Annotated in this window: 13 protein-coding genes; 12 read left to right on the top strand and 1 reads right to left on the bottom strand. The window is 69.5% G+C overall.

Features of this window, described 5'->3' with window-relative positions; genetic code table 11:
* Window positions 1-206 precede the first annotated feature (206 nt).
* The 10 genes from V1460_RS34175 to V1460_RS34130 all read left to right on the top strand — a co-directional run bounded on the left by V1460_RS34175 (window position 207) and on the right by V1460_RS34130 (window position 8,953).
* Complete coding sequence (locus V1460_RS34175; RefSeq protein ID WP_338677461.1) at window positions 207-1,145, top strand: DUF2520 domain-containing protein; 939 nt, start codon at window positions 207-209, stop codon at window positions 1,143-1,145.
* Window positions 1,142-2,239 carry a pantoate--beta-alanine ligase gene (panC, locus tag V1460_RS34170; RefSeq protein WP_338677460.1) on the top strand — a complete coding sequence of 366 codons (1,098 nt, stop codon included), beginning with the start codon at window positions 1,142-1,144 and terminating at the stop codon, window positions 2,237-2,239. Before V1460_RS34175 ends, panC begins: the two co-directional genes overlap by 4 nt.
* Window positions 2,236-4,050: an L-aspartate oxidase gene (locus V1460_RS34165; RefSeq protein WP_338677459.1), complete on the top strand. Its 1,815-nt coding sequence runs from the start codon at window positions 2,236-2,238 to the stop codon at window positions 4,048-4,050. Before panC ends, V1460_RS34165 begins: the two co-directional genes overlap by 4 nt.
* Window positions 4,047-5,090, top strand: a complete 1,044-nt coding sequence (nadC, locus tag V1460_RS34160; protein ID WP_338677458.1) for a carboxylating nicotinate-nucleotide diphosphorylase — start codon at window positions 4,047-4,049, stop codon at window positions 5,088-5,090. The genes V1460_RS34165 and nadC overlap by 4 nt, the downstream gene beginning before the upstream one ends.
* Complete coding sequence (locus tag V1460_RS34155; RefSeq protein ID WP_338677457.1) at window positions 5,090-5,887, top strand: type III pantothenate kinase; 798 nt, start codon at window positions 5,090-5,092, stop codon at window positions 5,885-5,887. Before nadC ends, V1460_RS34155 begins: the two co-directional genes overlap by 1 nt.
* 139 nt (window positions 5,888-6,026) lie before the next feature.
* On the top strand, window positions 6,027-6,710 hold the full coding sequence (locus tag V1460_RS34150) for a hypothetical protein (RefSeq protein ID WP_338677456.1): 684 nt from the start codon (window positions 6,027-6,029) through the stop codon (window positions 6,708-6,710).
* A 13-nt stretch (window positions 6,711-6,723) separates the two neighbouring features.
* Window positions 6,724-6,891 carry a hypothetical protein gene (locus V1460_RS34145; RefSeq protein WP_338677455.1) on the top strand — a complete coding sequence of 56 codons (168 nt, stop codon included), beginning with the start codon at window positions 6,724-6,726 and terminating at the stop codon, window positions 6,889-6,891.
* Between the two features lie 467 nt (window positions 6,892-7,358).
* The gene (locus tag V1460_RS34140; protein WP_338677454.1) at window positions 7,359-7,901 is read left to right on the top strand and encodes a BlaI/MecI/CopY family transcriptional regulator; all 543 of its coding nucleotides are present in this window, start codon (window positions 7,359-7,361) and stop codon (window positions 7,899-7,901) included.
* A gap of 9 nt (window positions 7,902-7,910) precedes the next feature.
* Window positions 7,911-8,450: an amino-acid N-acetyltransferase gene (locus V1460_RS34135; protein ID WP_338677453.1), complete on the top strand. Its 540-nt coding sequence runs from the start codon at window positions 7,911-7,913 to the stop codon at window positions 8,448-8,450.
* 167 nt (window positions 8,451-8,617) lie between these two features.
* The gene (locus tag V1460_RS34130) at window positions 8,618-8,953 is read left to right on the top strand and encodes an Lsr2 family protein (protein WP_338677452.1); all 336 of its coding nucleotides are present in this window, start codon (window positions 8,618-8,620) and stop codon (window positions 8,951-8,953) included.
* On the opposite strand, the gene V1460_RS34125 is transcribed toward V1460_RS34130, so the two are convergent.
* Entirely contained in the window at window positions 8,932-9,606 is a 675-nt protein-coding gene (locus tag V1460_RS34125) for an SCO3374 family protein (RefSeq protein WP_338677451.1), read from the bottom strand. The genes V1460_RS34130 and V1460_RS34125 overlap by 22 nt on opposite strands.
* A 474-nt stretch (window positions 9,607-10,080) precedes the next feature.
* Here V1460_RS34125 and V1460_RS34120 point away from each other — a divergent pair, with 474 nt between their 5' ends.
* Together V1460_RS34120 and V1460_RS34115 are read left to right on the top strand one after the other, a co-directional pair.
* Entirely contained in the window at window positions 10,081-12,606 is a 2,526-nt protein-coding gene (locus V1460_RS34120) for an ATP-dependent Clp protease ATP-binding subunit (RefSeq protein WP_338677450.1), read from the top strand.
* Between the two features lie 931 nt (window positions 12,607-13,537).
* Window positions 13,538-14,131: a M23 family metallopeptidase gene (locus V1460_RS34115; protein ID WP_338677448.1), complete on the top strand. Its 594-nt coding sequence runs from the start codon at window positions 13,538-13,540 to the stop codon at window positions 14,129-14,131.
* Window positions 14,132-14,140 lie beyond the last annotated feature (9 nt).

Genomic DNA, 14,140 nt, shown 5'->3' with positions numbered 1-14,140 from the left:
TCACCGCCGCTCCCGTCGTCCTTCCGGCGTACTGAGATCATGGCGGGTTCCCGCCCTCTCCCGTACAGCCTGTGGATAACTCCTGAGCCGCCCGTGGCTGCCCTTCGGCGGTCTGTGGACGGCCGAAGGCCTGGCAAGGCGCTGGCGTAGCATGACGAGAAATCGTCCGGTACCCCCCGCGGACTGGAACGGAAGGCCGTCGCCGCGTGAACGCTCCATCACCGTCAGCACCTCACCCAGCATCCGAGCCCGCCGACCCCAGGGACCGGCCGGCGCGGCTCACTGTGGGCGTCGTCGGAGCGGGCCGCGTCGGCCCCGCCCTCGCCGTGTCCCTCCAGCTGGCCGGTCATCGTCCGGTCGCCGTCTCCGGTGTCTCGGACGCCTCGCGGCGCCGCGCCGCGGCCCTGCTGCCCGATGTGCCGCTCGTGACGCCCGAAGAGGTGCTTTCCCGCGCCGAGCTGGTGCTGCTCACCGTGCCCGACGACGCCCTTCCCTCCTTGGTCGACGGACTCGCGGAAACCGGGGCCGTCCGTCCCGGGCAGTTGCTCGTCCACACCTCCGGGCGCTACGGCACGGCCGTGCTCGATCCCGCCCGCCGTGCCGGGGCCCTGCCGCTCGCCCTGCACCCCGCGATGACGTTCACTGGGACAAGCGTCGACGTCCAGCGGCTGGCCGGCTGCTCCTTCGGGGTCACCGCGCCCGAAGAGCTCAGGTTGGCCGCCGAGGCGCTGGTCATCGAGATGGGTGGTGAGCCGGAGTGGATCGAAGAGGAAGCCCGACCGCTCTACCACGCGGCCCTCGCCCTCGGTGCGAACTACCTGGTCACCCTGGTCGCCCAGGCCATGGAGCTGCTGCGCACCGCGGGTGTCGCCGCACCGGACCGTATGCTCGGCCCGCTGCTCGGAGCCGCGCTGGACAATGCCCTGCGTTCGGGCGATGCCGCGCTCACCGGCCCGGTGGCCCGCGGCGACTCGGGCACGGTCGCGGCCCATGTCGCGGAGCTGCGCAAGCACGCGCCCGGAGCGGTCGCCGGATATCTGGCCATGGCCCGTACGACCGCGGACCGTGCCCTGGCACAGGGCCTGCTGAAGCCGGAGCTCGCCGAGGACCTGCTGGGCGTGCTCGCCGAGGGGGACAATCGATGAGCTCGCACGCCCGGCCGGGCCATGACTCCCGCGCTGACGTCACGTACGAGACCCAAGGCCCCGACGGGCCAAGTGGCGCGACCGGTGGCAGCGTGCGGGTGCTGCATCGCCGCCGAGACCTGGACCAGGCCCTGCAGAGCCTCACCCCGCGCGGCCGCACCGCCGTCGTCATGACCATGGGCGCCCTCCACGAGGGCCATGCCACTCTCGTGCGCACGGCTCGCACCCATGTCGGCCCCGGCGGCTTCGTCGTGGTCACGGTCTTCGTCAACCCGCTCCAGTTCGGCCCCGGCGAGGATCTCGACCGCTACCCCCGCACCCTGGAAGCCGACCTGAAGCTCGCCCGCGAAGCGGGTGCCGACGCGGTGTTCGCGCCGTCCGGAGACGAGGTCTACCCGGGTGGGCAGCCCCAGGTCCGTATCACCGCGGGCCCCATGGGCGAGTTGCTCGAAGGAGCCAGCCGTCCCGGCCACTTCGACGGCATGCTGACCGTCGTCGCCAAGCTCCTCCACCTCACCCGCCCTGACGTCGCCTTCTTCGGTCAGAAGGACGCCCAGCAGCTCGCGTTGATCCGCCGGATGACCCGCGATCTGAACTTCCCGGTGGAGATCATCGGCGTGCCGACCGTGCGTGAGCCGGACGGTCTCGCCCTGTCCAGCCGCAACCGCTATCTCTCGCCCGACGAACGCAGGACCGCGCTCGCCCTGTCCCGGGCCCTGTTCGCCGCCCGCGACCGGCTCGCTGCGCAGCAGGCGCTGCGAGCCCGCGCCGAGTCCGCCCCGGCTCCGCAGGCCCGCGCCGCCGCGCTGTCCGCGATCGGCGAGGCCCGTGCGGCAGCCGACGCGCACGCCGTGGCGGCAGCCCAGCCGGGCGGTGGGGCCGATGCCGTGCGCGCCGCGGCCCAGGTCGTGCTGGACGAGGCGGCCACGGCGGTGCCGCGGCTTGAGCTGGACTATCTGGCGCTGGTCGACCCGTCCGACTTCACCGAGGTCCCGGACGGCCACGAGGGTGAGGCGATCATGGCGATCGCCGCGCGGGTCGGTACGACGAGGCTGATCGACAACATTCCCCTGACCTTCGGAGCGCCGGTATGACCGCCAGGACCGTTGGAACCGGAATACGCCTGGACGCCCCCGCACCCGGCTGGGCCATCGAGGCGGACGTCGTGGTGGTCGGCTCCGGTGTCGCCGGTCTCACCGCCGCGCTGCGTTGTACGGCCGCCGGGCTGCGTACGGTCGTGGTCACCAAGGCCCTGCTGGACGATGGTTCCACCCGTTGGGCCCAGGGCGGTATCGCGGCGGCGCTGGGCGAGGGCGACAGCCCCGGGCAGCACCTGGACGACACGCTTGTCGCGGGTGCCGGGCTGTGCGACGAAGCGGCCGTGCGCGCCCTGGTCACCGAAGGTCCGGACGCTGTGCGGCGACTGATCGAGACGGGTGCCCGTTTCGACACGGAGACCGACGGCGGGATCGCGCTCACCCGCGAGGGCGGCCACCATCGGCGGCGTATCGCGCACGCGGGAGGCGACGCCACCGGTGCCGAGATCTCCCGGGCACTGGTCACCGCGATACGCGAGCGGGCCATCCGCATCATCGAGCACGCGCTCGTCCTGGACTTGTTGACCGACGACGAGGGCCGTACGGCCGGAGTCACGCTCCATGTCATGGGCGAGGGCCAGCACGACGGAGTCGGTGCGGTGCATGCGCCGGCCGTGGTGCTGGCGACCGGTGGCATGGGCCAGGTCTTCGCCGCCACCACCAACCCGGCCGTCTCCACGGGCGACGGCGTGGCGCTGGCGCTGCGTGCCGGGGCCGAGGTGAGCGATCTGGAGTTCGTCCAGTTCCACCCGACGGTCCTTTTCCTCGGCACGGACTCCGAAGGCCAGCAACCCCTGGTCTCCGAGGCGGTGCGGGGCGAGGGGGCGTATCTGGTCGACGCGGCGGGCACGCGCTTCATGGTGGGCAGGCACGAGCTGGCCGAGCTCGCTCCGCGCGACATCGTGGCGAAGGGCATCATGCGCCGGATGCGGGAGCAGGGCGCCGACAGCATGTTCCTGGACGCCCGCCACTTCGGCGCAGACATGTGGGAGCACCGCTTCCCGACGATCCTCGCGTCCTGCCGCGCCCACGGTATCGACCCGGTGACCGAGCCGATACCGGTCGCGCCCGCCGCGCACTACGCGTCCGGCGGGGTCCGCACCGACCTGCAGGGCCGCACCACCGTCCCCGGTCTCTACGCCTGCGGCGAGGTCGCCTGCACAGGAGTGCACGGAGCCAACCGGTTGGCCTCCAACTCGCTGCTGGAGGGCCTCGTCTTCGCGGAACGGATCGCCGCCGCGATCGCCCACGCCGCCGCCGAGGCCACCGGTACCGCCGCACCGGCCGCTCCCACGTACCCGGTCGACATTCCGGCACCGGGCGCCGACGGGCCCGTAACGCTGCTCGCGCCCGAGACCCGCCATGAGATCCAGCAGATCATGACCCAGGGCGCCGGCGTCCTGCGGTCCGCCGCCAGCCTCGACGCGGCGGCCCAGGCCCTGGACGCGCTCTATCTGGCGGCCGGTCACGACGCCGATGAGAGCACCCCGGCGGCCGGGATCGCCAAGGCGGCCGTGCCCGGGGTCGATTCCTGGGAGACCAGCAATCTTCTGCTGGTGTCCCGCGTGCTGGTCGCCGCCGCCCGTGAACGCGCCGAGACCCGCGGCTGCCACTGGCGCGAGGACCACCCCGACCGTGACGACATCGAGTGGCGCCGCCATATCGTCGTACGGCTCACCCCCGACCGGCGTCTCGTCGTCAGCCGCACCGACACCGAGTCGCTGGCGCCCGCGAAGTCCTCCAGCACGATTCACCCCAGAACGACCACCAGCCCGAACCCCCTTCTCCCCAGGGAGCCGCAACCGTGAGCACGCCCGAAGAACGCCCCGAGCCCGTGGACGTACCGCTGATCCACATCGGCGCAACCTCCTCCGCAGCCGACGGCACGGCGGGCTGCGGCGACGACTGCGGCTGCGCGGGTGACGCGGACGAGGTGTACGAATGCGGTCTCGACCCCGCGCTCGCCGAACTCCTCGCCGACGCCGGTCTCGACCCCGTACAGGTCGAGGACATCGCCCACCTGGCGATCGAGGAGGATCTCGACGGTGGCTTCGACATCACCACCGTCGCCACCGTCCCCGAGGACGCCGTGGCCACCGGCGACTTCACGGCGCGCGAGGCGGGGGTCGTCTCGGGTCTGCGGATCGCCGAGGCCGTGCTGTCCATCGTCTGCACCGACGAGTTCGAGGTCGAGCGGCACGTCGCGGACGGCGACCGGGTCGAAGCGGGCCAGAAGCTCCTGTCCGTCACCGCCCGCACCCGCGATCTGCTCACCGGCGAACGCAGCGCGCTGAACATCCTCTGCCGCCTCTCCGGTATCGCCACCGCCACCCGCGCCTGGGCGGACCTGCTCGAAGGCACCAACGCGAGGGTCCGCGACACCCGCAAGACGACGCCCGGCCTGCGCGCGCTGGAGAAGTACGCCGTGCGCTGCGGCGGCGGCGTCAACCACCGGATGTCGCTCTCGGACGCCGCCCTGGTCAAGGACAACCACGTCATCGCCGCCGGTGGGGTCGCCGAGGCGTTCAAGGCCGTACGGGAGACCATGGCCGCGATGGGCATCTCCGATCTGGCCGTCGAGGTGGAGGTCGACACCCTCCACCAGGTCCGCGAGGCCCTGGACGCGGGCGCCGACCTGATCCTGCTCGACAACTTCACCCCGGTCGAGACGGAAGAGGCGGTCACCCTCGCCAAGGGCCGTGCGGTGTTGGAATCATCGGGTCGGCTCACCCTCGCCAACGCCCGCGCCTACGCCGAGACGGGCGTCGACTACCTGGCCGTCGGGGCCCTCACCCACTCCTCCGCGATCCTCGACATCGGCCTCGACCTGCGAGAGGCCCAGGACTGATGCTGCTCACCATCGACGTCGGCAACAGCCATACCGTCCTCGGCCTGTTCGACGGCGAGGACATCGTGGAGCACTGGCGCGTCTCCACCGACTCGCGCCGCACCGCGGACGAACTCGCGGTGCTGCTCAACGGTCTGATGGGTATGCACCCACTGCTCGGTGAGGAACTCGGCGACGGCATCGAGGGGATCGCGATCTGCGCCACCGTCCCCTCCGTGCTGCACGAGCTGCGCGAGGTCACCCGCCGCTACTACGGCGATGTCCCCGCGGTTCTGGTCGAGCCAGGCGTCAAGACGGGCGTGCCGATCCTCATGGACAACCCGAAGGAGGTCGGCGCGGACCGCATCATCAACGCGGTCGCCGCCGTCGAGCTGTACGGGGGACCGGCGATCGTCGTGGACTTCGGGACCGCCACCACCTTCGACGCCGTCAGCGCACGCGGTGAGTACGTGGGCGGGGTGATCTCCCCCGGCATCGAGATCTCGGTCGAGGCGCTGGGCGTCAAGGGCGCCCAGCTCCGCAAGATCGAGCTGGCCCGCCCGCGCAGCGTGATCGGGAAGAACACGGTCGAGGCCATGCAGGCGGGCATCGTGTACGGCTTCGCGGGGCAGGTGGACGGTGTCGTCCAGCGCATGAAGCGCGAGCTCGCCGACGACCCGGACGAGGTCACCGTGATCGCCACCGGCGGTCTCGCGCCGATGGTGTTGGGCGAGGCCGGCGAGATCGACGAGCACGAACCCTGGCTGACCTTGATCGGGTTGCGGCTGGTGTACGAGCGCAACGCCTCCCGTAAGTGACCGTCCGCACCGCACCGGACCGTCCTTCCGCACCATCCGCCCCTGGCCCCTGACCTGGCCCAGGCCGCAGAGCAGGTGCACGCCGCGCCGTAGATGCGCGCTAAACGAATTTTGTCCGATTAGCGCGTATCGTCGGCCCATGCCCACGCCATACGGATCCCGCGGCGGCATGGCGTTCAGTGCAGACGAGCTGCGTGTGCTCCGACGCGCCCTCGCCGTCGCCCTCCATCCCGACCAGCCCCGTGAGGGCGCCACCCTCGCCCAGGACTGCCTGCGGCTCGCCGAGTCCGTGGACGAGGTCGTACGCGAGGCGGACCGGCAGCGCGCGTTCCTCCTCGCCGATCTGGTCCGGTATCGCGACGCCCTCCCCGGCTCGGCAGGGGGTTATCTGGAGCTGCTCCAGGAGGCCCTGGCCACCGGCTACGATCCAGGGCCCGACGACCTGGCCGCTCTGCGGACCCTCCCGCACCGCGCGCCGGCCGCACCGGCCCTGCTGGATCGCTGCCGAAGGCTTGCCGAGCAGTCGGTACGTGCCCGGCTCGCGGCGCGCGTCACTCCCGGCTCCGCCGTCATCGGCCCTGCCGCCGCCCCTGGTGCTCCCCGCGCCTCCAGGGTCCGGCTGCAGGCGCTGCCGGGTGGCCGGGCGGGCTCCGCGGGACGGCCGCCGACGTGGGACGGTGAGAAGCGGGACCCGCGTCCGGCGGACCCCAAGCCGGCTCCAGGGCCTGCGCCGAGGCCGGATCGCCCGATCCCGACGCCCGGCGAGGTGTTCCCGCCGCGCCGAAAGCCCGCGCCCCCGGCGAAGAAGCGGGTGGCCGGATAGCTACTCTGGGGGTATGGACTACGTATCCGCTCTCCTGCCCCCCGTCGTGATGGCCTGTTTCTTCATCGGCATCGTCGTGACGATCGTCAAGAGCCAGGGCGGCCCGAACAAGGCCAAGGAGGACGCCGCTGTGGACGCGGCGCTGGCCCGCTCGGAGAGCGCTCCGCAGTCCGGCCTCTAGGGCGTGTTGCGAAAGTCCCTCCTGACCCGCGACGTCTGGCACGCACGCTCGCTGCGTTGTCGGAGTCATCCAGGTACGTCCAGTACGAGGATGATCCTCCGCCTTGCGATCGCACGCACCAGACGCCGCAGGCCCCGCCCTGCGGGCGGACGGAGCTACTTTCGCAACACGCCCTAGTGCTGCGGCGGACCGCAAGGCCGCCGGGGTCTGGTCCCTCGGTCGTGCGATCCGAGGCTGACCGGGAACGCGATTCGGGTCCTCGGCGGCCCTTGGTGGCGGCTCGCTGCGTCGATTCCACCCGATACAGCCCAGCTTGATCGGTCTTGAATGCTTTCGGTCGATTATTGCTGGGATTTGATGGTGACGTACTCGCTGGACGTGCGGCCGTCTACGGCCGTACATCCTTTTCCGTGCGCGAACTACGTCAATAGCCATCCTTTCCGACATCTCCGACTATGGTGGCGGATGTGCCCCGCCAATTGGGAGAGCTCGAAGACGCCGTCATGACGCGCATCTGGCAATGGAACCGCCCGGTGACGGTGCGGGAAGTCCTGGAAGACCTCCAGCAGGAACGCTCCATCGCCTACACCACGGTCATGACCGTTATGGACAATCTCCATCAGAAGGGCTGGGTGCGCAGGGAAGTCGAAGGCCGTGCCTATCGATATACCGCCGTCTCGACGCGAGCCGCCTACTCGGCCGCGCTGATGAACGAAGCCTGGTCGCAGAGCGACAACCCGGCAGCGGCTCTTGTCGCCTTCTTCGGCATGATGTCGCCGGAGCAGCGCGAGGCACTCCAGGACGCGATCCGCATCGTTCAGCCGCGGATGGCGGATGCCTCGCCTGAACGCGAGGCGGGCCGCGGGGAGGGACATGAGGCGGGGTCGAGTGCGCGACCTCCTCGGCCTGAGGGCGGCGGAGACCCGCACGGCGGGCAGGACGTCCGGCAGGGCGGTGGGGATGGGGAGCGGCGGGGGGCAGGGGGTGAAGCGGATGACGCGGGGGGATAGCGTCCGCACATGTCCTCAGCGCATCCAATCCCCAATGCCGTAGCAAATGCCGTGACCGTCCGACGGGCCAGGACCAGCGATGTACCGGCGGTGCGCCGGCTTGTCGACCCGTACGTAAGCGAAGGCATCCTGCTCGACAAAGCACCGGTGACGCTTTACGAAGACATCCAGGAGTTCTGGGTGGCGGAACGGGATGCCGATGCCCGAGTAGTCGGTTGCGGTGCGCTGCACGTGATGTGGGAAGATCTCGCGGAAGTCCGGACGCTGGCGGTCGACCCCCAGGTCAAAGGCCTGGGTGTGGGGCATCAGGTGCTGGGGCAGCTGTTGCACACTGCACGCTGGCTCGGAGTGCGGCGGGTTTTTTGCCTCACCTTTGAAGTGGACTTCTTCGGTAAGCACGGCTTCGTGGAGATCGGGGAGACTCCGGTCGACGGGGATGTCTACAGCGAGCTCCTCCGCTCCTATGACGAGGGAGTCGCGGAGTTCCTCGGCCTCGAACGGGTGAAGCCGAACACCTTGGGCAACAGCCGCATGCTCCTGCGGCTGTGATCGAGCCCGTCCGGAACGCGATGCTGCCCCCGGACCCGAACGCCAGATGTCCGAATCGCGCACGTTTCCCGCGTTCTCGAGGATCTGAACCTCTCCCAGGGGTTTGTGTTTTTCCGAGAAAAGCGGTTTCCTTTCCGCGTACTGCATTTTCGATGAAAGGAAATCCGGTGGCACAGAAGGTTCAGGTCCTTCTTGTCGATGACCTCGACGGTGGCGAGGCGGACGAGACCGTGACGTTCGCACTGGACGGCAAGACCTACGAGATCGACCTCACCACCGCTAACGCCGACAAGCTCCGCGGTCTGCTTGAGCCGTACACCAAGAGCGGCCGGAAGACCGGTGGTCGTGCCGCGACGGCTCGCGGTAAGGGTCGTGTCGCCGCTTCGGGTAACAAGGACACTGCCGAGATCCGCAAGTGGGCCAAGGAGAACGGTTACAGCGTGAACGACCGTGGCCGTGTCCCGGCGGAGATCCGCGAGGCCTACGAGAAGGCCAACGGCTGATTTTCCCGCTGGTTGCGGGTGCTGCGGGTATCGCATTTCTTGCGGTTACCGTTGGTACGGACCGCCGCGGTCGCTATGGCCGCCGCCGCGGCCGTACGCAGCAGCCGGGCGCGGTGGCACGCTGTTGCCGCCGTGCTCACGAGCCGTACGAGGTCGGGCACGCCCCCGGAGCCGGTAGGACGTCCGACGGGGGCCAGTGCCGGTAGCGACGGTTCGACCTCACCTCCTGGCTCCGGGGGCCGCAGCCAGTCCGCGGCCCCCTGCGGGGCGCTGATCCGCTCGCCTCTGCCGATCGCGGTCAGCTCAAGATCGATCCCGCTCCACTCCAGCCAGTCGAGCAGTCCGGGCAGTTCGTCCGCACTGCCCGCTGCGACCAGTAGGCGTACTCTGCGCCCCGCGAGGGCGACCGGACCCGTACGGGCGTACCGCCTCAGCAGAATGAGCCCGGCGTCGGCCGGCAGTTCCAGGACGTCGAAGCGCAGCCCGGTCAGCAACTGCACGGGCGGTCCGTCCACCGTCGCCCAGCCCAGTTCGTTCTCGTACCAGCGCGCGACACCGTCGGGGGACGGTGCCGGATGCGGCAGGGGGGTACGGGGGAACGGCAGGGCGGGCGCAGTGGGTGCGGGAGACGCGGAGGGCGCGATGACGGCCATACCCGGGCAACTCTCCGGAACTTCGGTTGGTTACGCAGTGTGGGCTAATGGCCGCATAACGTGTGGGGTATGTGGCGGGCCCGCCCGGAAATCCCCCGGCCAAGGGGGCGCGCAAAGGGCGTGAAGGGGGCTTCTGGAGGCCCAAGGATGTTCGCCCGTAGCTGAGGGAACCGGCGTGCGCGGCATGGACCGTCCGTACATACGGGTAAGACATCCCTAGTGGGGACGGACGAACACGCGGGCTGCCCGGTCTCACGTTCGCCATCGGCGTACACGCGGCGGGGCTAACGGCTTGGCCTGCGGGAACATCGTCTCGCACCATCGGGTTGGAGCATTTGTCGGCGTTCGGGGCAGGAGGCCAGCGACGGGTGTCGGCAGTTGGAATGAGCGGTCCCCGCTTGCGGGACTAAGCTGCGGAAGGACAGGGAGGGGATCGACCCCTAACTGACTGACCGCTCTGAGGAGCGATTAACGATGTTCGAGAGGTTCACCGACCGCGCGCGGCGGGTTGTCGTCCTGGCTCAGGAAGAAGCCCGGATGCTCAACCACAACTACATCGGCACCGAGCACATCCTCCTGGGCCTTATCCACGAGGGTGAGGGTGTCGCCGCTAAGGCCCTGGAGAGCCTCGGGATTTCGCTCGAGGCGGTCCGCCAGCAGGTGGAGGAGATCATCGGCCAGGGCCAGCAGGCTCCGTCCGGGCACATCCCCTTCACCCCTCGTGCCAAGAAGGTCCTGGAGCTCTCGCTCCGGGAGGCTCTCCAACTGGGCCACAACTACATCGGCACCGAGCACATCCTGCTCGGCCTGATCCGCGAGGGCGAGGGCGTCGCCGCCCAGGTCCTTGTGAAGCTGGGCGCCGATCTGAACCGGGTGCGGCAGCAGGTCATCCAGCTGCTCTCCGGTTACCAGGGCAAGGAGGCCGCCACCGCGGGCGGACCTGCCGAGGGCACGCCCTCGACCTCCCTGGTCCTCGACCAGTTCGGCCGGAATCTCACCCAGGCCGCTCGTGAGTCCAAGCTCGACCCGGTCATCGGGCGCGAGAAGGAGATCGAGCGGGTCATGCAGGTGCTTTCCCGCCGTACCAAGAACAACCCGGTGCTCATCGGCGAGCCCGGCGTCGGCAAGACGGCGGTCGTCGAGGGCCTGGCGCAGGCCATCGTCAAGGGCGAGGTGCCCGAGACCCTCAAGGACAAGCACCTCTACACCCTGGACCTGGGTGCGCTGGTCGCCGGCTCCCGCTACCGCGGTGACTTCGAGGAGCGCCTGAAGAAGGTGCTCAAGGAGATCCGTACTCGCGGTGACATCATCCTGTTCATCGACGAGCTCCACACCCTGGTGGGTGCGGGTGCCGCCGAGGGCGCGATCGACGCCGCCAGCATCCTCAAGCCGATGCTGGCCCGCGGTGAGCTCCAGACCATCGGTGCCACCACACTCGACGAGTACCGCAAGCACCTGGAGAAGGACGCGGCCCTGGAGCGCCGCTTCCAGCCCATCCAGGTCGCCGAGCCGTCGCTTCCGCACACCATCGAGATCCTCAAGGGGCTGCGCGACCGTTACGAGGCGCACCACCGCGTCTCGATCACGGATGAGGCCCTGGTCCAGGCCGCCACCCTGGCCGACCGGTACATCTCGGACCGCTTCCTGCCGGACAAGGCGATCGACCTGATCGACGAGGCCGGATCGAGGATGCGCATCCGCCGGATGACCGCTCCGCCGGACCTCCGCGAGTTCGACGAGAAGATCGCGGGTGTCCGCCGGGACAAGGAGTCCGCGATCGACTCCCAGGACTTCGAGAAGGCGGCCTCTCTCCGTGACAAGGAGAAGCAGCTGCTGGCGGCGAAGGCCAAGCGGGAGAAGGAGTGGAAGGCCGGCGACATGGACGTCGTCGCCGAGGTCGACGGTGAGCTGATCGCCGAGGTCCTGGCCACGGCGACCGGTATCCCGGTCTTCAAGCTGACCGAGGAGGAGTCCTCCCGGCTGCTCCGCATGGAGGACGAGCTCCACAAGCGCGTCATCGGCCAGAAGGACGCCATCAAGGCGCTGTCCCAGGCGATCCGCCGGACCCGCGCGGGTCTGAAGGACCCGAAGCGCCCCGGTGGGTCGTTCATCTTCGCCGGGCCTTCCGGTGTCGGGAAGACCGAGCTGTCCAAGACGCTCGCCGAATTCCTCTTCGGTGACGAGGACGCACTGATCTCCCTCGACATGTCGGAGTTCAGTGAGAAGCACACGGTTTCGCGGCTCTTCGGCTCCCCGCCCGGATACGTGGGCTACGAAGAGGGCGGCCAGCTCACCGAGAAGGTGCGTCGGAAGCCGTTCTCCGTCGTCCTCTTCGACGAGGTCGAGAAGGCCCACCCCGATATCTTCAATTCCCTTCTCCAGATTCTGGAAGACGGCCGTCTGACCGACTCCCAGGGCCGGGTCGTGGACTTCAAGAACACGGTCATCATCATGACGACCAACCTCGGGACCCGGGACATCTCCAAGGGCTTCAACCTGGGCTTCGCCGCCCAGGGCGACGTCAAGACCGGTTACGAGCGGATGAAGGCGAAGGTCAACGAAGAGCTCAAGCAGCACTTCCGGCCGGAGTTCCTCAACCGTGTGGACGACACGGTCGTCTTCCACCAGCTTTCGCAGGACGACATCATCCAGATCGTCGACCTGATGATCGCCAAGGTGGACGAGCGTCTGAAGGACCGCGACATGGGCATCGAGCTCAGCCAGGAGGCCAAGCTCCTGCTGGCGAAGAAGGGCTACGACCCGGTCCTCGGCGCCCGCCCGCTGCGCCGGACGATCCAGCGCGAGATCGAGGACCTGCTCTCCGAGAAGATCCTCTTCGGTGAGCTGCGTCCCGGTCACATCGTGGTGGTCGACACCGAGGGTGAGGGTGAGGAGAAGAAGTTCACCTTCCGCGGTGAGGAGAAGTCCGCGCTGCCGGACGTCCCGCCGATCGAGCAGGCGGCAGGCGGCACCGGGCCGAACCTGTCGAAGGACGCGTAAGCGCGCCACGCGCGCGGGCAGTGCGCCGAAGGGGCTGCCCCGGACCTTGAGGGTCCGGGGCAGCCCCTTTTTGCCTGGGCGGGATGCGCACCGCACATCGGGAAGGTCTGCACCGGACGCTCCCGGTCTTTCACGGCCCGGCCTTTCACGGCGCGGTCTCTCACGGCGCCGGTCGCCCTGGTGAAGCACTCAGCGGGCGGCTGACGGTGGTGCGCCGGGTGCCCGGGCGCTGGGGCGCCGCGTGAAGCTGTTCGCCGGGCCGGCTCTTGTCCGAAGGCCGCCGCCCGACGCGTCGTCCATGTCCGGGCCGCCGAACGCGTGAGCCGGCCGGACGTGGGCGGATGGGACCTGCGGGAGCCCTCCATGTCGCGACGCCGGCATTCCGCGCCAGGAGGCCCCTTGAATGACGGCGCCGTGGCCGTGGTCGGCCCGGTGCCGTTCAGGGAGGGATCCACAGGCGATCCCTCTGACGCGGAACAGCGTCATCCACCCCTGCTGGGACAGGCGGTAGACGCGTGACCCAGGTCGCATCGGCGGGCGGTCAGCCGTGACAAGGCGCACAGGCGTTTTGCGCCTACTAGGTGGCCTAGTGGGGGTCGCGCGGCTCCCGGCGAGCGGTGTGGGCTCATATGGCCGTGATTCCAGGCCGGCTGAAACGGACAAATCGGAAATGGCGTATGGCGGGCGACCTCGCCGGGCCCCTATCTGGAGCTAAACCGGCTGTCATCTGACGAATTCACAGGAAACCGGACATTGCGGAGGGTGGGGTCGGGTGGCGTCAAGGGTCCCGCTCACAAGGGGTGCTGTCTACGACGGAATATCGTAGATGGGGGGTTTGAGGTGGATTGCCGGTTCGGGTTACCAAGGTTCGGCACCCGGTGCTCCTGCGCCGGGTCGGTTCATGCCCGATCAGCCCGGAGGTTCTCCCCGCATGTCGAAGCGCAACATCAACCGTCTCCGCCCGTCCGTGCTCCGTACCCGTGGCGCCGTCGTGGCCGCCGGACTCAGCGCCGTGATGGTCGTCGGAGCCGGCGCCGGTGTCGCCGCCGCCGACACGGTCAAGGCCGCCCCGGTCGCCGCCAAGGCGAAGGCCGCGAAGAAGGCCCCCTCCTGGGTCAAGCCGGTGAACGGCTACACCCTGTCCGCCAGCTTCAACCAGGGCGGCGCCATGTGGTCCCACAAGCACTCCGGCCAGGACTTCGCCGTGCCGACCGGCACCGCGGTCAAGGCCGCCAGCTCCGGCGTCGTCGTGAAGGCCGGTCCGGGCGGTGGCGGTGACGGCTCCGCGTACGGCAACGCCGTGGTCATCAAGCACGCCAACGGCAAGTACTCGCAGTACGCCCACCTGTCGAAGGTCAACGTCCACGTGGGCCAGGCCGTGAAGACCGGCCAGCGGATCGCGCTCTCGGGCAACACCGGCAACTCGTCCGGCCCTCACCTGCACTTCGAGATCCGTACGACCCCGAACTACGGGTCCGCGCTCAACCCCGCCAGCTTCCTGCGCTCCATGGGCGTCACCCTCTGACGCACGCGC

This window comes from Streptomyces sp. SCSIO 30461, assembly GCF_037023745.1.
In the GTDB taxonomy this organism is placed as follows: domain Bacteria; phylum Actinomycetota; class Actinomycetes; order Streptomycetales; family Streptomycetaceae; genus Streptomyces.
Note: the sequence above shows the minus strand (reverse complement) of the source record. Positions and strands in the feature narration are given on the sequence as shown.